The organism is Kocuria tytonis (genome assembly GCF_003226895.2).
In the GTDB taxonomy this organism is placed as follows: Bacteria; Actinomycetota; Actinomycetes; order Actinomycetales; family Micrococcaceae; genus Kocuria; species Kocuria tytonis.
On the sequence record NZ_PNJG02000003.1, the window covers coordinates 185,988 to 207,450 of the forward strand.

Here is a 21,463-nt window from a genome sequence, read left to right on the forward strand (position 1 = left end):
GGCGTGCCCGCACGACCGCGGACCGTGGGAGTCCGCCGGGGCGCCCGCGGGGCGACGCACCCCGTGATGTCCGCCGAAGAAGGGGCAGCTCACCCGCCTCCGGGGCCGCCGGGCCCGCCCCGCGGTCGCCTAGGGTGGCACGTGAGCACGGTGCGGCACGTGGTTCGGCGGGGGAGCCGGCCCGGGCCGTCACGGTGGGGCGCTCTGGGGAGAGCGGCGAGAGTGCAGCCGGAGGCGGGGGTGCAGCAGCCCGCCATGTGGGGGAGAGAAACATGATCACTGACACGCACACGAGCGTGCCGCGGGCAGCCCGGGGCGGCGACGTCCCGGGCGCGGCCCCGGCGCCATCGGACCGGGGACCGGCGGGGATCCACGGGGCGGGCATGTGGACGGGCAGCGGCGACACCGCGACCGTCACGTGGCTGCACACGCCGGAGAACGGCCGGGTCCGGGCGCTCGTGGTCCTGGCGCCACCCGTGGGTCCGGACCACACCCGGTCCTACCGCGAGCTGCGTCAGCTGGCCATGATGCTCGCCGGCGCCGGGTACTGCGTGGCCCGGGTGAACTACCGCGGCACGGGGGACTCCCACGGCCTGCGCCCGGACGACGACGTCGCAGCGCTCTGGGAGCGCAACGTCCGCGACGCCGTGACGCAGGCGCGCGCGGTGTGCGGGATCGCCGACGCGCCGGTCTACGGCATCGGCCACCGGGTGGGAACGGCCCTGCTGCTGCGCGCAGTGGAGTGCTTCGACCGCGTGATCGCCTGGGAGCCGGAGAGCGGCGCCGAGTTCCTGCGGCGCTGGAGCCGCCCCCGCGCCGTCGACCCCCGCGACGTCCCCCCGGAACACGGGGTGGACCTGCCGGGACTGTGGCTCACGGCCGCGCAAGCCGCACAGCTGCGCGCCCTGCCGGGCCCCGCCCCCGATGTGGACCGCCCGGACGCGGACCGCCCGGACGCGGTGCAGGTCCTGGGGTGGACCGCCCGGGGTGCCGGGCCCGCATCCCGAGGGAACGCGAGCGAGTACCCGGTGGGGGCGGCGAGTTCGAGCGCCCCACGGCACGGCACGGCTCGGCGCCTGCCCGGTCGGCACACCCCGGGCGCGCCCGTCCCGCACGAGCAGGCTCCGCGCGGGTGCGACCCGCGCACACGGAACCCGCTCACGGACCTACAAGACGAGGAGCCGGTGCGCTACGACGTCCTGGAGGACTTGCTGTGGGCCCTGCCCCGCCCCCGGCTGGTGCCCTTCACCGGCGTGGGGAGGGGTCCCGCGCGCAACGAGTTCGTGGCGGACTCCGGGCACGCGTGCGTCGAGGAGCTCGTGGCCGTGGGATGGCGGGGCCACTGCGGCGTGCTGAGCGGGCCCGCCACCGCACTGCCCGGCACCGACGACGGGAGCGGCAACCGCGCGGCCGCACCGGATGGGCCCGCGGTGGTGCTCGTCGCCGGCGGGTGCGGTGCGCGGGACGCCTCGGGACTGTGGCCGCCCGTGGCGCGGCGGCTCGCGGGGCGCGGCGTCGTGACCCTGCGCGCGGACGGGGACGGCGCGGGAGACCGCGTGCCCCCGTGGCAGGAGCGGATCCCCGATCCCCGGCAGGCCGGCAGCGCACGCGCGGTGCGGCACCAGCTGCGGTGGCTTGCCGAGCGCCACCCCGGGCCCGTGGTGCTCGTGGCCGCGGGCGAGGGCATCCCCACCGCCCGGCGGGTGGCGGACGCGACGGACGGTGCCCCCGTGGACGGCGTCGTCCTCGTGGGGTCCTGGCAGCGAGCACCCGGTAGGCGGCCGGGTGCGGCGGCCCGGCGCGTCCTGAACGCCGCACGCGGTCTGCGGCCGCGGACCGGGGGACCGTCGCGTGCCCCGCGGCAGCACCGCGTGGACGTCGGGGACGCACAGGCCCTCAGCCGGGCGGCGCGGGAGCGGACGGCCCGTGAGCTGGAGGCGCTGCTCGGGAACCGGTCGTGAGCACGGGCCGGCACGCGCCACAATGGGACGCGTGAGCACTTCGTCCGAGACACCCCCCGTCCTGCTGGCCTGCGCGCACGGAACCCGCGATCCGCGCGGTCAGCGGGCGGTGGCCGCGCTCGTCGCCGCCGTGCGCGAGACCCTGCCGCACGTTCGCGTGGTGGACACGTGGGTGGACGTCCAGGAACCGGACCTCGACTCCCGCACGGCCCAGCACGCGGCGGAGGACGCCGTGGTGGTCCCCCTGCTGCTCTCCGCCGGGTACCACGTGTTCGTGGACATGGCCCGGGCGGTCGAGGCGGCTGCGGGGCACCGGGTGGCCGCGGCGCTCGGCCCGGACCGGCGCCTCGCCACGGTCATGGCGCGCCGTCTCACCGAGGCGCTCGCCGCCGCGGGCGGCCCCGCTCTGGACGCGGAGGACCGCGTGGTCATGGTGGCCGCCGGTTCCTCCGACGCCCGCGCGGGGAGGGACTGCCGCGTGGTGGCCGGTCTGCTCGCGGCGGAGCTCGGCCACCCCGTGACCACCGCGTACCTCTCCGCGGCCCACCCCACCCTGCAGGAGGCCGTCGCGGCCGCCCGGCAGGACACGGCCGACGCCGCCGCGGCGGGTCGTGTCCTGCTCGTCCCGTACCTTTTGGCGCCCGGCTACTTCCACGGCAGGGCGCTCGCCGCCGGGGCGGACGTCACCGCAGAACCCCTGCTGGTGCACCCCGGGGCGGTTCCCCCGGAACTGGTGGAGCTCGTGGTGGAGCACTACCGGGAGGCCTCCGCCGCGGCGTGATCGCACACGGCCCTGACCATGGCCCCCAGACGGAAGCGCTCGGGCACCACCGCGTTGCCGATCCCTGCCTCCTCGAGCGGTTGCACGCACACGGGCCCCACGGCCACGGCGGTGCAGCGGCCGTCCCGCAGCGCGGCCACGAGGGCGTCGTACGCGTCCGCGGCGCGGGCGGCGTCGAACAGGGCGTCCACGGCGGGAGCCGCCGTGAACGTCACGTAGTCCACGTCCCCGGCCACGACGTCCCGCACGAGCCCGGCCAGGCGTGAGCCCTCGTCCGCGGACTCCCACCGGTACGGCGCCACCACGCGCACCGTGAGCCCGGCCGCGCGGAGCCGGTCCAGCTGCGCCTCGTCCGTGGTGCCGTGCACCTGGACCGTCACGGTGCCCCGGGGAAGGGGCTCCGTGCCGAGCACCCGGTCCACGAGCTCCGCGGTGCGCCCGGACGTCCCGGTGTGCGCGCACGGGATCTCCAGCGCCTGCAGCTGACCCTTCGCCTTGGCCCCGCGGGCCAGCACGGTGCTCGCGCGCAGTGCCCCCAGCAGCTCCTCCCGCAGCCCGTGCTCCTGAGCCACCGCGAGCCAGCGCTTGAGCCCGTACCCGGTGGTGACCAGCACGGTGCCGGGCGCCGAGGCGACGGTGTCGCGGACGGCAGCCAGGACGTCGTCGTCCTCGTCCGCGGGCGTGAGCCGCAGGGCCGGTGCGTAGCTCACGCGCGCGCCGTGGCGCTCGAACGCGCCCCCCTGCTCCGCGGCCCGCCGGTGAGCGGTCACGGCCACGGTGAGACCGGTGAGAACACTGTCCTGGGAGATCGTCATGGCTCCAGGGTAGGAGCGCGGAGCCCGGGTGCGTGTCCGACGGCGCGGGTAGGCTGGGGCGCGATCCGCACCGACCGCTCCGGGCGGCCACCGCGCGGCGCTCGCGTGAGACGCCCCGGGGCCGGTCAGCGGCACGTCGTCGTGCCCGGCGACGGTCGGTGCACACCGGCCGCACCCGTCGCCGTTCCCACCCGCACCACTCTCATCCAGGAGTCCGCCACCCATGTCCCTGACCGGTCTGCTCACCGCGCTCACCGAGGACCGCAGCTTCGCGAACATCCGCACGCAGGCCGCGCGCCCACTCGCGGAGCGCTCCGCGGAGACGATCATCAGCGCCACGGACGGGCTGCGCGCCCCCGTGCTCGCGCAGATCGCGTCCGGGCTGGCGGACGCCTCCCACGGCGACGCCGCGGCGTCGGCACCCGCGGGGGCCACCGCTGGCGACGGCGCCGCCCACGCCCCGATCCTGCTGGCCGTCACCGCCACGGGCCGCGAGGCCGAGGAGCTGCAGGCCGGTCTCGCCTCGTACCTGCCCGCCGAGCAGATCGCGAACTTCCCGTCCTGGGAGACGCTGCCGCACGAGCGGCTGTCCCCCCGCTCGGACACCGTGGGGCAGCGGCTGAGCGTGCTGCGCCGCCTGGAGCACACGGACGGCTCCGAGCAGCCGCTGCGCGTGGTCGTCGCCCCCGTGCGCTCCGTGCTGCAGCCCGTGGTCGCGGGCCTCGGACAGATGGCGCCGGTGACCCTGCGCACGGGCCAGGACTACGACTTCCAGCGGCTCGTGGCGGACCTCGCCGGGGCCGCCTACTCCCGCGTGGACATGGTGACCCGGCGCGGGGAGTTCGCGGTGCGCGGCGGCATCATCGACGTGTTCCCGCCCACCGAGGACCACCCCGTGCGCGCGGAGTTCTTCGGGGACGAGCTGGACGAGATGCGCTGGTTCGCGGTGGCCGACCAGCGCACCCTGAGCACCGCGGAGCACCCCACGGTGCTCGTGGCCCCGCCGTGCCGCGAGCTGCTCATCACCCCCACCGTGCAGTCCCGGGCCGCGAAGCTCAAGGAGCAGCTGCCGGGCGGGCGCGAGATGCTCGAGCGCATTGCGGGCGGGCAGTACGTGGAGGGCATGGAGTCCCTCGCGCCGCTGCTCGCGGACGAGATGGTGCAGGTGATGTCCCTGCTGCCGGCCGGGTCCGTGACCGTGGTGCTGGAACCCGAGAAGGTCCGGGCGCGCGCCCACGACCTCGTGGCCACCAACGAGGAGTTCCTCATGGCCGCGTGGGAGTCCGCCTCGGGCGGCAACGACGCGCCCCTGGACCTCGACGCCGCGCTCGACGCCGACGACGGCACCTCCCGCACCCTGGCCTCCGGGTCCTTCCACACCATTGCGGACGTCCGGGACCTGGCCCTGGACCGCGCGGTGGGCTGGTGGTCCGTCACCGGGCTCAACGTCAACGCGGTGACCCCCTCCGAGATCGACGCGGACACCCCCGAGGAGGAGGTCCACCTCGCGGACACGGACGCGGACACCCTCACGGTCACCGCGCGGGAACCCACCCGGTTCTCCGGGGACGTGGCGGCCATGCTGGAGTTCCTGGGGGAGCGCGTGCGCGAGGACTGGCGCGTGGTGCTCGTCACGGACGGCCCCGGCCCGCTGCAGCGGTTGACCGAGCTGCTGCAGGGAGCGGACATCCCCGCGTCCCGCTTCGCGGACCTCGTGGACACGCCCCAGCCGGGTCTCGTGGAGCTCACGACGGCGCGCGCGGGCCGCGGTTTCGTGCTGGAGGCCACCCGCACGGCGCTGCTCACCGAGGCGGACGTGCTGGGCCGCTCCAGCACCTACGACAACCGGGCCGAGCGCAAGCTCCCGCAGCGCCGCAAGCGCAACCAGGTGGACCCGCTCACCCTGCAGAAGGGCGACTACGTGGTGCACGAGCAGCACGGCATCGGGCAGTTCGTGGAGCTCGTGCAGCGGCCCATCGCCGGTGCCATGACCGCACCGGGCCAGCCCAGGCCCGTGCGCGAGTACCTCGTGCTGGAGTACGCGGCGTCCAAGCGCAACGGGCCGCGGGACCGGCTGTTCGTGCCCACGGACCAGCTGGACCAGGTGAGCTCGTACGTGGGGGGCGAGGCGCCGTCGCTGTCCAAGATGGGCGGTGCGGACTGGAACAAGACCAAGCGCAGCGCCAAGAAGGCCGTCAAGGAGATCGCCAACGAGCTGATCCGGCTGTACTCGGCGCGCATGGCGTCCAAGGGCCACGCGTTCGGCCCGGACACCCCGTGGCAGCGCGAGCTGGAGCAGGCGTTCCCGTACATCGAGACCCCGGACCAGCTGACCACGATCGACGAGGTCAAGGCGGACATGGAGCGGCCCATCCCCATGGACCGGCTGATCTCCGGGGACGTGGGCTACGGCAAGACCGAGGTGGCCGTGCGCGCCGCGTTCAAGGCGGTGCAGGACGGCAAGCAGGTGGCCGTGCTCGTGCCCACCACGTTGCTCGCGCAGCAGCACACGGAGACGTTCGCCGAGCGCTTCTCGGGCTTCCCCGTGCGCCTGGCCACCCTCTCGCGGTTCCAGAGCGCCAAGGAGTCGAAGGCCACCATGGAGGGGCTGCGCAGCGGTGCGGTGGACGTGGTGATCGGCACCCACCGGCTGCTGGGCCAGGAGATGCAGTTCAAGAACCTGGGCCTGGTGATCATCGACGAGGAGCAGCGCTTCGGTGTGGAGCACAAGGAGAAGCTCAAGGCCATGCGCACGGACGTGGACGTGCTCGCGATGTCCGCCACGCCCATCCCGCGCACGCTGGAGATGTCCATGACGGGCATCCGCGAGACCTCCACCCTGGCCACCCCGCCCGAGGAGCGCCACCCCGTGCTCACGTACGTGGGGCCGTACACCAACAAGCAGGTCTCCGCGGCCGTGCGGCGCGAGCTCATGCGCGAGGGCCAGGTGTTCTTCATCCACAACCGGGTCTCCACGATCGAGGCCCGGGCCAAGGAGCTCGCGGAGCTCGTGCCGGAGGCGCGGATCGCGGTGGCCCACGGGCAGATGGGTGAGGCCCGCCTGGAGCAGATCATCGTGGACTTCTGGGAGAAGAAGTTCGACGTCCTGGTGTGCACCACCATCGTGGAGACCGGCCTGGACATCGCCAACGCGAACACGCTGATCGTGGACCACGCGGACCGCTACGGGCTCTCCCAGCTGCACCAGCTGCGCGGTCGCGTGGGCCGCGGGCGCGAGCGGGCGTACGCGTACTTCCTCTACCCCGTGGAGAAGCCCCTGAGCGAGACCGCCCTGGAGCGGCTGAAGGCCGTGGCCGCGCACAACGAGCTGGGCTCGGGCATGCAGCTGGCCATGAAGGACCTCGAGATCCGCGGTGCGGGCAACCTGCTGGGCGGCGAGCAGTCCGGGCACATCGCGGGCGTGGGCTTCGACATGTACCTGCGGCTCGTGGGTGAGGCCGTGGCCGAGTACCGCGGTGACCAGGACACCGGTCCCGCCGAGATGAAGATCGAGCTGCCCGTCAACGCGCACCTGCCGCACGACTACGTCCCCGGTGAGCGGCTGCGCCTGGAGGCCTACCGCACCATTGCGAACGCCGCCACGGAGGAGGCGGTCGCGGAGGCCGGGGAGGAGCTCACGGACCGCTACGGGCCCATGCCCACCCCGGTGCAGAACCTGCTGGACGTGGCCCGGCTGCGGATCCGGGCGCGCGCCGCCGGGCTCACGGACGTGGCCACGCAGGGCACCATGGTCCGCTTCTCGCCCGCGGATCTCGCCGAGTCCCGGGAGATGCGGCTGCAGCGCATGTACCCGGGCGCGCAGGTCCGCCCGGTGCCTGGCACCGAGGACCGCATGGTGCTGATCCCCAAGCCCAAGACCGCGCGGATCGGCGGCAAGGACCTCGTGGACGGGGACATCCTCGCCTGGGGGCGCGAGGTGCTGGACGCGATCTTCCCGGTGCTCGAACCTGTCGCGGCGGGGGAGGGCGACGCCGCAGGGTAGCGGCCCCGGGGCCGCGGCGGCTCCCACTGCCCCGCCGGTGCGCGAGCGCCCCGGGGTGAACTTACCGCCGGTGCGCGCGCGTCGCTGGGGGAGGACCCGGAACGGGTGACACCCGTGAGCACGGCGGAGTACACGAAGGGCGCGGACCGGGTGGCCGTGCATCCCGCCAACAGCTGCCTGGACCTCTCCGCGATCGTGGCCACGGGTTTCACACCGCGGGACAGCAGGGCCGTAGCCCACGAGGCGGCCGCGGCTTCCGGGGCACGGGCGCAGCGGGGCACCCGGCGTGAGCGCGAGGTCTGAACCCGAGCCCGTTCTCGATGACCGGCACCACCGGGCTGTAGACGGCACGCGCCGGCGATGCGCCCCCCACGCGTGACCCGGGACCACCACGGTGGCATGCGCACACCTGAGCGCAGGCTCAGGCGGAACGCGTGTCGAATCGTGATGCCGGCGCACCCGCGTGCCGGCACCGCCCGGGCGACCGTGGACACGCGAAAGCCCCGCCCGTCACGGAGACGGAGCGGGGCTCTCGGGAGGTGCTGCGGATCAGACGGCGCGGTCCTGCTTCTGCTCACCCTCGCCCACGGCACGCTGGGCCATCTGCGAGGGGTTGCGGGGAAGGTCCAGCGTGGTCTCGGTGCCGCCCGTGGAGTGGGAGGCGGTGCTGCCGTTGAGGAACAGGGTGGGGACCATCAGGGCCAGGCCGTAGGCCAGGATGCCGAAGAAGAACAGCCACGGGCTGCTCGGGTAGGTGCTGAACAGGTAGAGGCTCACGAGGATGGTGATGATGCCGCCGCCGAACAGGATGACGTTCTTCACGACGTCGCCCTCGCCCGAGTACTGGGGCATCCGGCGACCGTGCGGCTGGCGTGCGCTGCGCCCGGTGTGCTCGTGCCCGTCCACGGCGTGGCTGCCGTCCTCCGCGGTGCGTCCGGCGGAGTGCTGACGGCTCGTGCTCGTCTCGGCTTCTGCTCTTCTGACCATGAGTTCACCCTTTCAGACCGCCGCGGCGGGCCCAGTACTGTCTTGCGGTCAGTCTAGTGCCTCGCACCCGGACTTGCCGACATTCCGTCAGTGGGTTGCGGTGCTCAGAGCCGCCCCACGATGTCCGCGAGCAGCCGCGAGATGCGGGGGCCGGCGGCCCGTCCGGCCTCGAGCACCTCCTCGTGGGAGAGCGCCTCGGGGCTGATCCCGGCGGCGAGATTCGTGACCAGGGACATCCCCAGGATCTCGAGGCCCGCGTGACGTGCGGCGATGGCCTCCAGTGCGGTGGACATGCCCACGAGGTCCGCGCCCAGCACCTTGGCCATCTGCACCTCGGCGGGGGTCTCGTAGTGCGGGCCTGGGAACTGGGCGTAGACCCCTTCGTCCAGGGTGGGATCCACGGCGTGGGCGATGTCCCGCAGCCGCTGGGAGTAGAGGTCCGTGAGGTCCACGAAGGTGGCACCCTCCAGGGAGGAGCGTCCGGTGAGGTTGAGGTGGTCCCGGATCAGCACGGGCGTGCCCGGGGCCCAGTCCGGGTTCAGGCCCCCGCAGCCGTTGGTGAGGATCACGGTCGAGGCACCCGCCGCGGCCGCGGTGCGCACCCCGTGCGAGACCGCCCGCACGCCTTTGCCCTCGTAGAAGTGGGTCCGCGCCCCGATCACCAGGGCGTGCCCGCCGCCCGCCAGGCGGATGGAGCGCAGCTTCCCGCCGTGACCCTCCAGCGCGGGTTTCGAGAACCCGGGGATCTCGTGGGCAGGGATCTCGGAGACCGTCTCCCCGAGCAGGTCCGCGGCACCACCCCACCCGGAGCCCAGTGTCAGCGCGATCTCGTACCGCTCCACGCCGGTGCGCTCGCGCAGGGCGTCTGCGGCCTGCCGGGCCAGGTCGAAGGGGTCCGTGGTCTCTGCCGTGTTCGTCATGGGCCCCACTGTAGGGGAGCCCGTGAGCCACGTCAGCGTGTGGGAGGGCACCGCTAAGCTTGCACCCATGGCAGACATGACTGTGCAGAGGGAATTCGCGGACCAGAAACTCGTGATCATCGGCGGCGGCCCGGGCGGCTACGAGGCCGCTCTCGTGGCGGCGTCGCTCGGAGCGGACGTCACCGTGGTGGAGGAGCAGGGCATGGGCGGCTCCGCCGTGCTCACGGACGTGGTGCCGTCCAAGACGCTCATCGCGTCCGCGGACACCATGAACCGCTTCGCGTCCGCGCGGGACCTCGGTGTGCACGTCGGTGACGACCTCGACGCCACCGAGGAGCTCAACAACCTCCGCGTGGACCTGGACAAGGTCAACGTGCGTCTGCTGCGTCTTGCCGCCACACAGTCACGGGACATCAAGCGCGGTCTGGAGCGCGTGGGCGTGCGGGTGGTGCAGGGTCGCGGCAAGATCGTGGACCGCCACACCGTGGTGGTGGAGCCCAGCGACGACGAACCCTACGAGCTGAAGGCGGACGTGGTGCTCGTGTCCGTGGGTGCCCACCCGCGCGAGCTGGACGCCGCCAAGCCGGACGGCGAGCGGATCTTCAACTGGAAGCAGATCTACCAGCTCACGGAGATCCCCGAGAAGCTCATCGTGGTGGGCTCCGGCGTGACCGGCGCGGAGTTCGCTTCCGCGTACAACGGGCTGGGCTCGGAGGTCACCCTGATCTCCTCCCGTGAGCAGGTGCTGCCGGGTTCGGACACGGACGCCGCCCAGGTGCTGGAGAACGTGTTCGAGCGCCGCGGTCTGCGCGTGGTCTCCCGTTCCCGCGCGGACGCGGTGGAGAACACCGGCGACGGCGTCCGCGTGACCCTCTCGGACGGCCGCAAGATCCGCGGTTCGCACTGCCTGCTGGCCGTGGGCTCCATCCCCAACACCGCGGACATGGGCCTCGAGGAGGCCGGCGTGGCCCTGAGCCCGAGCGGGCACATCAGGGTGGACACCGTCTCCCGCACCACGGCCCCCGGCATCTACGCCGCGGGCGACTGCACCGGGGTGCTGCCGCTGGCCTCCGTGGCCGCCATGCAGGGCCGCATCGCCGTGGCCCACATCCTGGGTGACACCGTCCACCCGCTGCGCACGGACGAGGTGGCCTCCAACATCTTCACCTCCCCGGAGATCGCGTCCGTGGGCATCAGCCAGCAGGACGTCGAGGCGGATCCCGCCATGTTCACGGGGATGACCATGAACCTGGCCACCAACCCGCGCGCCAAGATGATGGCCGTGGACGACGGCTTCGTGAAGATCTTCGCCCGCCGCGGCAGCGGCACCGTGATGGGCGGTGTGGTGGTGGGCCCGCGCGCCTCCGAGCTGATCTTCCCCATTGCGCTCGCGGTCACCCACCGCCTGGGCGTGGACGACCTCTCCGACACCTTCGCGGTCTACCCGTCCCTGTCCGGCACCATTGCCGAGGCCGCGCGCCGCCTGCACGTGCACCGCTGAGTCCGCCTGCCCTTCCGGGGCGGTGGCGGCGGTGACGGGGCGATCCCCGCAGCGCCTCGGCCGCGTCCTCCGGCCCCGCCGGGCCCGGTGCGACGGACCAGCGCACGACGACTGCGACGGACCCGCGTACGACGACGCCGCGGTGAGCCTCCGTGCGAAGGCTCACCGCGGCGTCGTCGTGCGTTGCGCTGGTGTCACGGCACCAGGCCGGTGCCCACGGAGTGCATGTCCACGTGGCGGGTCTCGGGGGAGAACCACAGGGCCACGAGCGTGATGACGGCCGCGAGGGACAGGTACAGACCTACCGAGCCCACGCCGTAGCTCGCGTTGAGCTGGACGGCGATGAACGGCGTGATGGCGGCACCCAGGATGGAGGCCACGTTGTACGCGATCCCGGAACCGGTGTAGCGCACATTGGTGGGGAACAGCTCGGGCAGGATCGCGGACATTGAGCCGAAGGTCAGGCCCATGAGCGTCATGCCCAGCGCGAGGAAGAACAGGATCCGGGGCAGGGAGGCATCCTCACCGGTGCCCACGCGGGCGGGATCCATGACCAGGCCGAAGGTGAGGCCGAACAGCAGGATCGCGGATGTGATCACCAGTTGCGAGGAGCGGCGCCCGTAGCGGTCCGCGAGCCAGCCGGAGATCGGGACCGTGGCGGCGAACAGCAGGACGGCGAGCAGCTGCAGCACCAGGAACGTGCGGTACTGGATGCCCAGGCCGCCCGCAGCGGGCTTGCCGATGCCGTAGGAGAGGATCCAAGCGGTCATCAGGTAGAAGAGCACGTAGGTGGCGAGCATGATGAACGTGCCCTGGATGATCTGCACCCACGAGGTCTTGAACACGGCGAGCACCGGGGCCTGGACCTTCTCACCGCGCTGCTCGGCGCGCTTGAACACCGGGGTTTCCTCGAGCTTCACGCGCACCCACAGGCCCAGCAACACGATCACCACGGAGGCCAGGAACGGGATGCGCCAGCCCCACACCAGGAACGGGTGCTCGGTGCCCAGCTCGTGCCCGGCGGTGCCGAACTGCATGGCCACGGTGAGCAGCAGGAAGAAGCCGTTGGCCAGGATGAAACCGAACGGCGCACCCAGCTGGGGCCACATGGCGGCGCGGGCCCGCTTGCCCTCCTCGGCGTACTCCGTGGCGAGCAGGGACGCGCCGGACCACTCGCCGCCGAGCCCCACGCCCTGGCAGAAGCGCAGGATGGTGAGGATCAGCGGGGCCCAGAGACCGATCTGGTAGTAGGTGGGCAGCACGCCGATCAGGAATGTGGCGATGCCCATGGTCAGCAGCGCACCGATCAGCGTGGCCTTGCGCCCGATCCGGTCACCGTAGTGGCCGAAGATCACCGAGCCGATGGGACGCCCGAAGAATGCCGCGGCGAACGTGGCCATGGAGGCGAGCAGCTTGGCGGTGTCGTCGTGGCCCGTGAAGAACAGTGCGGGGAAGACCGCCACGGCGGCGGTGGCGTAGACGTAGAAGTCGTAGAACTCGATGGTCGTGCCCACCAGGGACGCGAGGATCACGCGGCTCCTGGGAACGCGGGCGGAGTCCGCGGGCGAACCGGGATCCACGGTGGACGCGGGGGTGGACATGCAGCACCTCACAGGCAGGGACGTCGGAAGAATGACTCCAAGATAGGGTGCGGCGTACCACATGGTGAATCCAAGTGTTCACCATGTGAGACAGACCCTTGACGGCCTCCGGCGGCTCCCGGGCAGCTCTACGGAACGCATGAGGCCCCGGTCCGTGCGGGACCGGGGCCTCGTGGGCCGTCACAGTGGTCAGGAGGTGATGGTGGCCAGCACCGTTCCGGCGGAGACCGTGTCCCCCTCGGAGACGTCCAGGCCCTCGAGGGTTCCGGACTTGTGGGCGGTCAGGGGCTGCTCCATCTTCATGGCCTCGAGCACCACGATGAGGTCGCCCTCGGCCACCTCGTCCCCGTTGGACGCGGCGATCTTCACGATCGTGCCCTGCATGGGGGAGGTGAGGTCGTTCCCGGAGGTGCCGCGCGCCGCTGCTCCCGCGCGGGCACCGCGCTGCTTGCGGGCCTTGGGCTGGGCCGCCGGGGCCGGGCGCGCGACCCCCGCCAGCTGCGGCATGGTCACCTCCAGGCGCTTGCCGCCCACCTCCACCACGATGCTCTGGCGCTCGGGCTCGTCCCCGGCGGGCTCCGGAGCGGCGGAGAACGGCTCGATCCGGTTGTCGAACTCCGTCTCGATCCACCGGGTGTGCACGGTGAACGGGGTGTCGTCCGGGGTGGCGAACGCGGGGTCCGCCACGACCGCGCGGTGGAACGGCACCACGGTGGGCATGCCCTCGATGGTCAGTTCCTGCAGGGCGCGGCGGGAGCGCTCCAGGGCCTGGGTGCGGGTGGCGCCGGTGACGATGAGCTTGGCCAGCATGGAGTCGAAGCTGCCGCCCACGGTCTCACCGGCCTCCACGCCCGAGTCCACGCGCACGCCGGGGCCTGAGGGCACGGTGAACGTGGAGAGGGTGCCGGGGGAGGGCATGAAGTTGCGGCTGGCGTCCTCACCGTTGATGCGGAACTCGAAGCTGTGCCCGCGGATCTCGGGGTCGTCGTAGCCCAGGGCCTCGCCGCGGGCGATCCGGAACTGCTCGCGCACCAGGTCCAGCCCGGAGACCTCCTCGGACACCGGGTGCTCCACCTGCAGACGGGTGTTGACCTCCAGGAACGAGATGGTGCCGTCCTGGCCCACCAGGAACTCGCACGTGCCCGCGCCCTGGTAGGCGGCTTCCCGCAGGATGGCTTTGGAGGACTCGTAGAGCCGGCGGTTCTGCTCCTCGGAGAGGAACGGCGCGGGTGCCTCCTCCACGAGCTTCTGGTTGCGGCGCTGCAGGGAGCAGTCGCGGGTGGAGACCACGACGACGTTGCCGTACTGGTCCGCGAGGCACTGGGTCTCCACGTGGCGGGGGGCGTCCAGGAAGCGCTCCACGAAGCACTCGCCCCGGCCGAAGGCCGCGGTGGCCTCGCGCACGGCGGACTCGTACAGCTCGGGGATCGCCTCGCGCTCGCGCACCACCTTGATGCCGCGGCCGCCGCCGCCGAAGGCCGCCTTGATCGCGATGGGCAGGCCGTGCTCGTCCGCGAAGTCCAGGACCTCCTGGGCGGAGGTGACCGGGTCCGCGGTGCCGGGCACCTGCGGGGCGTTCACCTTCTCCGCGATGTGGCGCGCGGCCACCTTGTCACCGAGCTGGGCGATCGCCGCGGGCGGCGGGCCGATCCACGTGAGCCCGGCCTCGATCACGGCCGCGGCGAAGTCCGCGTTCTCGGAGAGGAAGCCGTAGCCGGGGTGGACGGCGTCGGCACCCGAGCGCCGTGCGGCGTCGAGCACCTTGTCGATCCGCAGGTAGGAGTCCGCCGCGGTGGTCCCGCCCAGGGCGTAGGCCTCGTCCGCCGTGCGCACGTGCAGGGCGTCCCGGTCCGGGTCCGCGTACACGGCCACGGAGGCGATGCCCTCGTCACGCGCGGCACGGATCACGCGCACCGCGATCTCCCCCCGGTTCGCCACCAGGACCTTGGTGACGGGGCGGATGGCCGAGGCGGCTTCTGGCTGCCGTGGGGTGGTTGTCACGTGTGAACTCCTTGTCGACTCTCTGCCGAAAGATTAGTGCCCCGCGCGGGGGATCGCCTAAGCGCGGGGGTGCGCGGCCGCACCGTCTGTAGGACGTCTACAAATCAGGAGCGGTCGCTCTGTGCCGTGCCGTCCCACCACGCGGTGGCGGAGACACCCACGGCGCGCAGCAGCTCCCGCAGGGTGGAGAGGCTCAGCCCGATCACCGCGTTGGGGTCCCCGACCACCTGCTCGACGAACACGGAGCCCCGGCCGTCCAGCGTGAAGGAGCCCGCGACCTGCAGGGGCTCACCCGTGGCGACGTAGTCCCGGATCTCCGCCGCGCTCATGTGGGCGAAGCGGACGTCCGCGGAGGCCACCGCGCCCTCACCGAGCGCCGGCTCGCGACGGGTGTCCACGAGCCAGTGGCCCGTGTGCAGCGTTCCGGTGCGACCGCTCATGGCCGCGATGCGCTGCACGGCCACCTCCGCCTCGTACGGCTTGCCGTAGCTCACGCCGTCCAGCTCGAACACGGAGTCGCAGCCGAGCACCAGCCGGTTCTCGGAGCCCGGCAGCTGGGCCACGGCCTCCGCCTTGGCGCGAGCGAGCCGCAGGGCGGTCTCCCGCGGGGACAGCGGCCCCTCGGCGGCCACCAAGGCGTCCTCGTCCACGTGGGAGACCACGGTGTCGAAGGGGATGCCGGCCTTGCGCAGGAGGCCCGCGCGGGCTGGGGACTGGGACGCGAGAATCAGAGGGAGTTCCACCCCTTCACTGTACGGCGCTCACCCCTCGGGCGTTCCCGTGGCATCCGGGGCCGGGGACAGGACGCCCAGCGACAGCAGGTGGGCCACGGACTCCCGGGTGAGGCGCTCGGCGTCCGGGTTCTCGCCGCACTCATCCACGAGCAGGCGCGATAGGGCACGGGCGGTGAGCGGGGCGCGCTCGCGGCACGCGTGCCACAGCATGGGTGCAACGCCGGCCAGCACCACCAGGCGCTCGGGCAGCAGCACCAGCAGCTGCGACGGGTCCTCCGGGTTCTCCAGGGCACTGTCCCTCCACCTCGGTGCGACCGTGCCGGGCAGCCGCCCCGGTCGCATGCTTTGGAGCGCGCGCGGTCCTTGGCCGACGGCGCCCGCTCGGGTGCCCGGTGCACGGGCGACTCCATTCGCGTGGCGCCGCCGCAGGCTCAACCACCGCAGCTCCCCCGTGTCCCGGAAGGGGAAACGCATCAGACTTGAGGAGACGTGTACGAACATGCATACGCATTCTTACAGTGGCGCGTGAATTCCGTGGGTTGGGAGGTGGGCGCATGAGCCTGGGCCAGGCAGAAAACCCCGCCGGTTCGCAGAGTAGCCTCCTGTGCGCCGTGATGGGCCTGGACATCTCTCCCCGCCCGCACTACCCGTGGTGGGTTCCGTACAGACGCCTTGCCCTCCTGCGCGATGTCCTCGCCGTGGGCACCGCCATGGTCGTGGCCACCCACGCTCCGGCCCCATGGCGCCGCGTCTGTCACGGGGACGGGGTGGTCTGGTTCAGCCCCCCGTCCTTCGCCACGCTGATCGGCGCGGGCTGAATCCTCGCTCTCGTGGTCCGCAGGGCGTACGCGCACTACCTGCTGGGCATCGGGGGTTATGAGTGCCACCGTGTGGCGCACGCCATGTTCATGCTGGGCGGTGTGCTGTCCGCGATGACGGTGTTGGTGCGGATGGACGTCGCCCGTGGCTTCCTCTTCACTGCCCTGTCGCCGGGCGCCGTTCTGCTGCTCGCCGGCCGCCGGGGCATGCGCCACGTGCTCGTGCGCAAGGGTCGTAGCGGTGCCATGATCGAGGACTGACTGTTGATCGGCTCCCCAGCGGGCGTGACCTGGGCGGCTGAGCGCATCCGCGCAACCCCCATGGGCGGGTACCACGTGAGTGCCGTCGCGTGCGCCGAACCGGGCGCCCCGGGCGTGCTCACGCTCGCGGACGGCACGGTGCTGTGCAACCTACGCCACTGAGACCGTTTCCCCCAGCTGCTGGAGGAGACCGGGATGCGCACCGTGATCGTGGCGGACGGCGTCCACGCCGACCATGCGTCGCTGCGCCACCTGTCGGAGCGGGTCGTGGACTGGGACGTCCAGCCCGTGCTCGCGATTCGACCCGCCGACGTGCCGGGTCCGTGGGCCCGCTGACGCCCGGTGGAGGGGGTGCCCCTGATGACGGTGGGCATCCTGCAGTCAGCAGGCTTCAAGTGCGTGCGCAAATGCGCTTTCGATATCGTGGTGGCGAGCTTCGGACTCCTGGCCGCTCTTTTCATGCTGTCTGTCGCCGTGCTTGCCATCAGGATCCAGGACGGAGGACCTGTGCGGCATCGCCAGGAGCACACGGGAATCGACGGTGTCGTATTCACCCTGTACAAGCTCCGATCCATGCGCGTGGGCGCCCAGGAAAACTGACGGGGTCTGCTCCCTCGCAACGAGGCCTCCGGGGCGCTGCTCAAGCTGCGCGGGGACTCCCGCGTGACCTCGGTGGGCTAAATGCTGCGGGCGTGATCTGTGGACGAGTTCCCACAGCTGGTGAACGTGCTGCGCGGGGACATGGCCGTGGTGGGGTCGCGGCCGCAGCCGCGCGATGATGGGGCGTAGCTGCCCGGTCGGCTGCTCCGCCGACCCAGCGTCAAGCCCGGGAGCACGAGGACCTCGGCAGGTGGGTGGGCGCTCGTTCACCTCTGGGGAGGAGAGAGACCGGCTGGGGTTGGCCAACATGGAAAACTGGTCCCTGGCGGGTGACGCCGTCATCGTGCTCCAGAGCGTGAGCGTGGCCCCCACCCGGCAGAAGAACCGCTGAACCAGGATGAGGCTGCCCGCCAGCACAATCGTGTTTTCACGCGGGTGCCGTTCTGTCCGCCCGCCCAGAGGGCGGGGGAGGACGGCCCGGAGGCGGTGACCGCGCCACCGGCACCGAGGCACGAGGTCTCGCGCCGCAGGGGCCCGCGTCGGGGTGGACTACGTCCGTCCTTGCCGCCAGGGGATGCAGGAGCGGGACATCACCCCGGGGTTGCGCCAGTTCCACGTGCCACCGCGCACAATTCGCTGCGCGTCAGGAAGCGTTTGCCCGTGGGGCTCTCCATGGAGAACCCGGAGCCCCGGCCGGGCACCGCGTCGATCACCAGGCGCGTCCGCCGCCACACCTCGAACTGCTCGGCGGAGATCCAGAACTCCACGGGCCCCAGCGCCGAGGAATCGGACGCGGTCAGCCGGGCCACGCCCAGCAGCACGTCCGAGCTCCCGGTGCGGAACTCCCCGGCGGGGAAGCACATGGGCGCGGAGCCGTCGCAGCACCCGCCGGACTGGTGGAACATCAAGGGTCCGTGCGTCCCCCACAGCTCCCGCAGCAGCTCGACGGCGGCCGCCGTGAACCCCACCCGCGACGCGTTCTCCCCGGGCACGGCGGGAGTGGCCTCCAGCGCCACTTCGATCCCGCCGCGCCCGACGCCGTCCCGCTCCGCCGCGGAGCCGACGCCGACCGCAGCAGTTCCGATGCCACGCGCATCGGGCCCCGGGGGCGACATCGCCGCCGTGTCCGAGGGGCGGTCCTGCGCTGGCTGCTCACCCATGTGCTTCCCACCGTTCCGGTCTAGAAGAAGCCCTGCGGCGTCTCGGTGTACGAGACGAGCATGTTCTTGGTCTGCTGGTAGTGGTCGAGCATCATCAGGTGGTTCTCCCGTCCGATGCCCGAGGACTTGTACCCGCCGAACGCCGAGTGCGCGGGGTAGTTGTGGTACTGGTTCACCCACACCCGTCCGGACTGGATGGCCCGGCCCGCGCGGTACGCGGTGTTGCCGTCCCGGGACCAGACGCCCGCTCCCAGACCGTAGAGGGTGTCGTTGGCGATCGAGATGGCGTCCTCGTAGCCGCCGAACTTCGCCACGGAAAGCACCGGGCCGAAGATCTCCTCCTGGAAGATGCGCATGGAGTTGGTGCCCTCGAACACCGTGGGCTGCACGTAGTAGCCTCCCGCGAGATCCCCCTCCAGCTCGGCGCGCTCACCGCCCACGAGCACCCTGGCGCCCTCCTTCTTGCCGATGTCCAGGTAGGAGAGGATCTTCTCCAGCTGGTCGGTGGAGGCCTGCGCGCCGATCATGGTGTCCGTGTCCAGGGGGTTGCCGGCCTTGATCTGCTTCACGCGCTCGATGCCGTCCGCGAGGAAGGAGTCGTAGATGAACTCCTGGATCAGCGCGCGGGAGGGGCACGTGCACACCTCGCCGGAGTTCAGGGCGAAGAACGCGAAGCCCTCCAGGGCTTTGTCGTAGAAGCCGTCCCGTTCGCGCGCCACGTCCGCGAAGAAGATGTTGGGGGACTTGCCGCCCAGCTCCAGGGTCACGGGGATGATGTTCTCGGACGCGTACTGCATGATCAGACGCCCCGTGGTGGTCTCGCCCGTGAACGCGATCTTGCGGATCCGCTTGTTGGAGGCCAGCGGCTTGCCGCACTCCACGCCGAAGCCGTTGACGATGTTCACCACGCCGTCCGGGATCAGGTCCTGGATCAGCTCCATGAGCACCAGGATGGACGCGGGCGTCTGCTCCGCGGGCTTGAGCACCACGCAGTTGCCTGCTGCCAGCGCCGGGGCGAGCTTCCACACGGCCATCAGGATCGGGAAGTTCCACGGGATGATCTGGCCCACCACCCCCAGCGGTTCGTGGAAGTGGTAGGCCACGGTGTCCTCGTCCAGCTGGGACAGGCGGCCCTCCTGTGCGCGGATGGCACCCGCGAAGTACCGGAAGTGGTCGATGGCCAGGGGGATGTCCGCGTTGAGCGTCTCCCGCACGGGCTTGCCGTTGTCCCAGGTTTCCGCGACCGCGATGAGTTCGAGGTTCTCCTCCATGCGGTCCGCGATCCGGTTGAGCATGAGTGCGCGCTGCGTGGGCGTGGAGGCGTTCCACGAGGGGGCCGCGGCCCACGCGGCGTCGAGCGCGGCCTCGATGTCCTCGGCGGTGCCGCGCCCCACCTCCGTGAACGGCTGCCCGGTCACGGGCGTGATGTCCTCGAAGTACTGCCCCTTGACCGGGGGCACCCAGGACCCGCCGATGAAGTGCTCGTACCGGGGTTTGAAGGAGACCTTGGAGCCGTCCTTGCCGGGTTGTGCGTACACGCTCATGCTGACCATCCTGTGTTCGTAGGTGACGTGCATCACAGCATAGTGTTCGGAGGGGACACGCACAGCCCCCGCGTGCGCCGGAGGGTGCCCCGGGTGCCCCGGGTGTCCGCGAAACACTCCGCAGACCGCCGGGCGCCCTCCCGTCCCGTGCAAGCGCACGCGCACGCGCACCGCGCCACGGGCACACCGGCACGCGGCGGGGCGGACCGGGAAGTACCCGGTCCGCCCTGGTCGCAGAAGTAGCGGTTCGTGGAACTACTCGGTGCGCTGCCCGTCCGTCTCCGCGGTGGCGGCCACGCCCACCGGCGCGGGAACCGGCAGCGAGGCATCCGGGGTGCTGGGAGCGTCGTCGTCCTTGAAGGGACGACCGGCCAGGGGTGCGTCGTAGCGGCCCCGGTCCAGGATGCCCTCGCGCGTGGAGACCACCGCGGCCACCAGGGCCTGGCCGGTGACGTTGAGCGCGGTGCGGCCCATGTCCAGGATGGGATCCACGGCGAGCAGCAGGCCCACGCCGTCCAGGGGCAGGCCCAGGGTGGACAGCGTCAGGGTGAGCATCACCGTGGCGCCGGTGGTCCCGGCGGTGGCCGCCGAGCCCAGCACGGCCACCAGGGCGATCAGCACGAAGTGCATGGGGGTGAGGTCCACGCCGTAGAACTGGGCCACGAAGATGGCGGCCACGGCGGGGTAGACCGCGGCGCAGCCGTCCATCTTGGTGGTGGCACCCAGCGGGATGGCGAACGAGGCGTAGTGCCCGGGCACGCCCAGGTTGGACTCGCTGACCCGCTGGGTCACGGGCATGGTGCCCAGGGACGAGCGGGAGACGAAACCCAGCTGCATGGCGGGCCACACGCCGGCGAAGAACTGCTTCACGGACAGCCCGTTGAGCTTGAGCAGCACGGGGTAGACCACGAAGGCCACGAGTGCCAGGCCCGCGTACACGGTGAGCACGAACTTCACGAGCGAACCCATGGAGGTCCAGCCGTACTGGAACACGGCGGTCCCGATCAGGCCCAGCGTGCCGAGGGGCGCCAGGCGGATGATCCACCACACCACCTTCTGCATGATGGCCAGCCCGGATTGCATCAGCGTCAGGAACGGCTCCGCGGCCCTGCCCACCTTCAGCGCGGCGATGCCCAGCACCAGGGACACCACGAGGATCTGCAGGATGTTGAAGTTGACCTTGGTGGTCACCGTCTCGGGATCCACCACCGTGGAGGTGGTCTCCAGCCCCAGGACGTTCACGGGGATCAGGCCCTTGAGGAACGCGAGCCACGAGCCCTCGGAACCGGAGTAGGCCTCGGGCTGCGCCTGGCCGGTGCCGACCCCGGGCTGGACCACCACGGCGAGCACCATGCCGATCACCACGGCGATCAGCGAGGTGATGGCAAACCACATGAGGGTCTTCCACGCGAGGCGCGCGGCGTTGGAGACGTCCCGCAGGTTCGCGATCGACGAGATCACGGCGGTGATCACCAGGGGGACCACCGCGGCCTTGAGGATGGTCACGTAGCTGGTGCCGATCGTGTCCAGCGTGGTCATGAGCCAGTTGGGGCTCTCCTCCGGGTCCCCGCCCATGGCCGCGGCCAGGGACCCGAGGAGGACGCCCGCGATCAGGGCGACGAGGATCTGCCACCCGAAGGACGTCATCCATCGCGGTAGACGCCGGGTACTTTCTGCGGAATTCATGTCCGCTACAATAGAGCGCCCCGTCATGAACCGCGCGGCCACCATGACGAAGTGTGACGGGCGCTCCCGGGGACCGCGGGCGACGATCCC

General features: G+C 71.9%; 19 protein-coding genes and 1 pseudogene. 10 read left to right on the plus strand and 10 right to left on the minus strand.

Annotated features, from left to right (window positions below; genetic code table 11):
• Nucleotides 1-272 precede the first annotated feature (272 nt).
• Both C1C97_RS10045 and C1C97_RS10050 read left to right on the plus strand, forming a co-directional pair.
• A complete protein-coding gene (locus tag C1C97_RS10045; RefSeq protein WP_121031634.1) occupies nt 273-1,961 on the plus strand; it encodes an alpha/beta hydrolase family protein in 1,689 nt (562 codons plus the stop codon).
• Nucleotides 1,962-1,983: 22 nt separating this feature from the next.
• Nucleotides 1,984-2,742, plus strand: coding sequence for a sirohydrochlorin chelatase (locus C1C97_RS10050; protein WP_110919234.1), 759 nt, complete (start codon nt 1,984-1,986; stop codon nt 2,740-2,742).
• Here the strand turns inward: C1C97_RS10050 and C1C97_RS10055 are convergent.
• Nucleotides 2,715-3,557 (minus strand): uroporphyrinogen-III synthase, encoded by an 843-nt coding sequence (locus C1C97_RS10055; RefSeq protein ID WP_121031636.1) that lies wholly within the window; start codon nt 3,555-3,557, stop codon nt 2,715-2,717. The two genes, C1C97_RS10050 and C1C97_RS10055, sit on opposite strands and share 28 nt — an antisense overlap.
• Nucleotides 3,558-3,780: 223 nt before the next feature.
• Here C1C97_RS10055 and mfd point away from each other — a divergent pair, with 223 nt between their 5' ends.
• Both mfd and C1C97_RS10065 read left to right on the plus strand, forming a co-directional pair.
• The gene (gene mfd / locus C1C97_RS10060) at nt 3,781-7,560 is read left to right on the plus strand and encodes a transcription-repair coupling factor (RefSeq protein ID WP_121031638.1); all 3,780 of its coding nucleotides are present in this window, start codon (nt 3,781-3,783) and stop codon (nt 7,558-7,560) included.
• A gap of 114 nt (nt 7,561-7,674) precedes the next feature.
• Nucleotides 7,675-7,863 carry a hypothetical protein gene (locus C1C97_RS10065; protein ID WP_147406073.1) on the plus strand — a complete coding sequence of 63 codons (189 nt, stop codon included), beginning with the start codon at nt 7,675-7,677 and terminating at the stop codon, nt 7,861-7,863.
• Nucleotides 7,864-8,109: 246 nt separating this feature from the next.
• Here the strand turns inward: C1C97_RS10065 and C1C97_RS10070 are convergent, their stop codons facing one another.
• The gene (locus tag C1C97_RS10070) at nt 8,110-8,547 is read right to left on the minus strand and encodes a hypothetical protein (protein ID WP_110919238.1); all 438 of its coding nucleotides are present in this window, start codon (nt 8,545-8,547) and stop codon (nt 8,110-8,112) included.
• A gap of 104 nt (nt 8,548-8,651) precedes the next feature.
• On the minus strand, nt 8,652-9,467 hold the full coding sequence (locus C1C97_RS10075; RefSeq protein ID WP_121031642.1) for a purine-nucleoside phosphorylase: 816 nt from the start codon (nt 9,465-9,467) through the stop codon (nt 8,652-8,654).
• 76 nt (nt 9,468-9,543) lie between these two features.
• Here C1C97_RS10075 and C1C97_RS10080 point away from each other — a divergent pair, with 76 nt between their 5' ends.
• The gene (locus C1C97_RS10080) at nt 9,544-10,968 is read left to right on the plus strand and encodes an NAD(P)H-quinone dehydrogenase (protein ID WP_199712246.1); all 1,425 of its coding nucleotides are present in this window, start codon (nt 9,544-9,546) and stop codon (nt 10,966-10,968) included.
• Nucleotides 10,969-11,162: 194 nt separating this feature from the next.
• Here the strand turns inward: C1C97_RS10080 and C1C97_RS10085 are convergent, their stop codons facing one another.
• The 4 genes from C1C97_RS10085 to C1C97_RS10100 all read right to left on the minus strand — a co-directional run bounded on the left by C1C97_RS10085 (nt 11,163) and on the right by C1C97_RS10100 (nt 15,646).
• Entirely contained in the window at nt 11,163-12,569 is a 1,407-nt protein-coding gene (locus tag C1C97_RS10085) for an MFS transporter (protein ID WP_110919241.1), read from the minus strand.
• Between the two features lie 189 nt (nt 12,570-12,758).
• Nucleotides 12,759-14,570 carry an acetyl/propionyl/methylcrotonyl-CoA carboxylase subunit alpha gene (locus tag C1C97_RS10090; RefSeq protein WP_121031644.1) on the minus strand — a complete coding sequence of 604 codons (1,812 nt, stop codon included), beginning with the start codon at nt 14,568-14,570 and terminating at the stop codon, nt 12,759-12,761.
• Between the two features lie 104 nt (nt 14,571-14,674).
• The gene (locus tag C1C97_RS10095) at nt 14,675-15,313 is read right to left on the minus strand and encodes a Maf family protein (protein ID WP_121031646.1); all 639 of its coding nucleotides are present in this window, start codon (nt 15,311-15,313) and stop codon (nt 14,675-14,677) included.
• An 18-nt stretch (nt 15,314-15,331) separates the two neighbouring features.
• Entirely contained in the window at nt 15,332-15,646 is a 315-nt protein-coding gene (locus tag C1C97_RS10100) for a hypothetical protein (RefSeq protein WP_121031648.1), read from the minus strand.
• A 212-nt stretch (nt 15,647-15,858) separates the two neighbouring features.
• Between C1C97_RS10100 and C1C97_RS10105 the strand changes: the two genes are divergently transcribed.
• From C1C97_RS10105 to C1C97_RS12615, 5 genes and pseudogenes are all read left to right on the plus strand, one after another.
• Nucleotides 15,859-16,122 (plus strand): hypothetical protein, encoded by a 264-nt coding sequence (locus tag C1C97_RS10105; RefSeq protein WP_121031650.1) that lies wholly within the window; start codon nt 15,859-15,861, stop codon nt 16,120-16,122.
• Between the two features lie 12 nt (nt 16,123-16,134).
• Nucleotides 16,135-16,383, plus strand: a complete 249-nt coding sequence (locus C1C97_RS10110) for a hypothetical protein (protein ID WP_121031651.1) — start codon at nt 16,135-16,137, stop codon at nt 16,381-16,383.
• Nucleotides 16,384-16,407: 24 nt separating this feature from the next.
• A complete protein-coding gene (locus tag C1C97_RS12355) occupies nt 16,408-16,545 on the plus strand; it encodes a hypothetical protein (protein ID WP_158591148.1) in 138 nt (45 codons plus the stop codon).
• Between the two features lie 33 nt (nt 16,546-16,578).
• Nucleotides 16,579-16,719: a hypothetical protein gene (locus C1C97_RS12360; RefSeq protein ID WP_158591149.1), complete on the plus strand. Its 141-nt coding sequence runs from the start codon at nt 16,579-16,581 to the stop codon at nt 16,717-16,719.
• A gap of 24 nt (nt 16,720-16,743) precedes the next feature.
• Nucleotides 16,744-17,172: pseudogene (locus C1C97_RS12615) on the plus strand (sugar transferase).
• Nucleotides 17,173-17,573: 401 nt separating this feature from the next.
• Here C1C97_RS12615 and C1C97_RS10125 read toward each other — a convergent pair.
• The 3 genes from C1C97_RS10125 to C1C97_RS10135 form a co-directional block, all read right to left on the minus strand.
• On the minus strand, nt 17,574-18,005 hold the full coding sequence (locus tag C1C97_RS10125; RefSeq protein ID WP_233542878.1) for a DUF779 domain-containing protein: 432 nt from the start codon (nt 18,003-18,005) through the stop codon (nt 17,574-17,576).
• Between the two features lie 158 nt (nt 18,006-18,163).
• The gene (exaC, locus tag C1C97_RS10130; protein ID WP_121031659.1) at nt 18,164-19,687 is read right to left on the minus strand and encodes an acetaldehyde dehydrogenase ExaC; all 1,524 of its coding nucleotides are present in this window, start codon (nt 19,685-19,687) and stop codon (nt 18,164-18,166) included.
• Between the two features lie 255 nt (nt 19,688-19,942).
• Nucleotides 19,943-21,373, minus strand: coding sequence for a dicarboxylate/amino acid:cation symporter (locus C1C97_RS10135; protein WP_121031661.1), 1,431 nt, complete (start codon nt 21,371-21,373; stop codon nt 19,943-19,945).
• Nucleotides 21,374-21,463 lie beyond the last annotated feature (90 nt).

Excerpts from the sequence above, each read along its gene's own strand:
- C1C97_RS10045 (WP_121031634.1), top strand. The coding sequence starts at position 273 with ATGATCACTGACACGCACACGAGCGTGCCGCGGGCAGCCCGGGGCGGC.
- C1C97_RS10050 (WP_110919234.1), top strand. The coding sequence starts at position 1,984 with ATGGGACGCGTGAGCACTTCGTCCGAGACACCCCCCGTCCTGCTGGCC.
- C1C97_RS10055 (WP_121031636.1), bottom strand. The coding sequence starts at position 3,557 with ATGACGATCTCCCAGGACAGTGTTCTCACCGGTCTCACCGTGGCCGTG.
- mfd (WP_121031638.1), top strand. The coding sequence starts at position 3,781 with ATGTCCCTGACCGGTCTGCTCACCGCGCTCACCGAGGACCGCAGCTTC.
- C1C97_RS10070 (WP_110919238.1), bottom strand. The coding sequence starts at position 8,547 with ATGGTCAGAAGAGCAGAAGCCGAGACGAGCACGAGCCGTCAGCACTCC.
- C1C97_RS10075 (WP_121031642.1), bottom strand. The coding sequence starts at position 9,467 with ATGACGAACACGGCAGAGACCACGGACCCCTTCGACCTGGCCCGGCAG.
- C1C97_RS10080 (WP_199712246.1), top strand. The coding sequence starts at position 9,544 with ATGACTGTGCAGAGGGAATTCGCGGACCAGAAACTCGTGATCATCGGC.
- C1C97_RS10085 (WP_110919241.1), bottom strand. The coding sequence starts at position 12,569 with ATGTCCACCCCCGCGTCCACCGTGGATCCCGGTTCGCCCGCGGACTCC.
- C1C97_RS10100 (WP_121031648.1), bottom strand. The coding sequence starts at position 15,646 with ATGCGACCGGGGCGGCTGCCCGGCACGGTCGCACCGAGGTGGAGGGAC.
- C1C97_RS10105 (WP_121031650.1), top strand. The coding sequence starts at position 15,859 with ATGAGCCTGGGCCAGGCAGAAAACCCCGCCGGTTCGCAGAGTAGCCTC.
- C1C97_RS12360 (WP_158591149.1), top strand. The coding sequence starts at position 16,579 with ATGCGCACCGTGATCGTGGCGGACGGCGTCCACGCCGACCATGCGTCG.
- exaC (WP_121031659.1), bottom strand. The coding sequence starts at position 19,687 with ATGAGCGTGTACGCACAACCCGGCAAGGACGGCTCCAAGGTCTCCTTC.
- C1C97_RS10135 (WP_121031661.1), bottom strand. The coding sequence starts at position 21,373 with ATGAATTCCGCAGAAAGTACCCGGCGTCTACCGCGATGGATGACGTCC.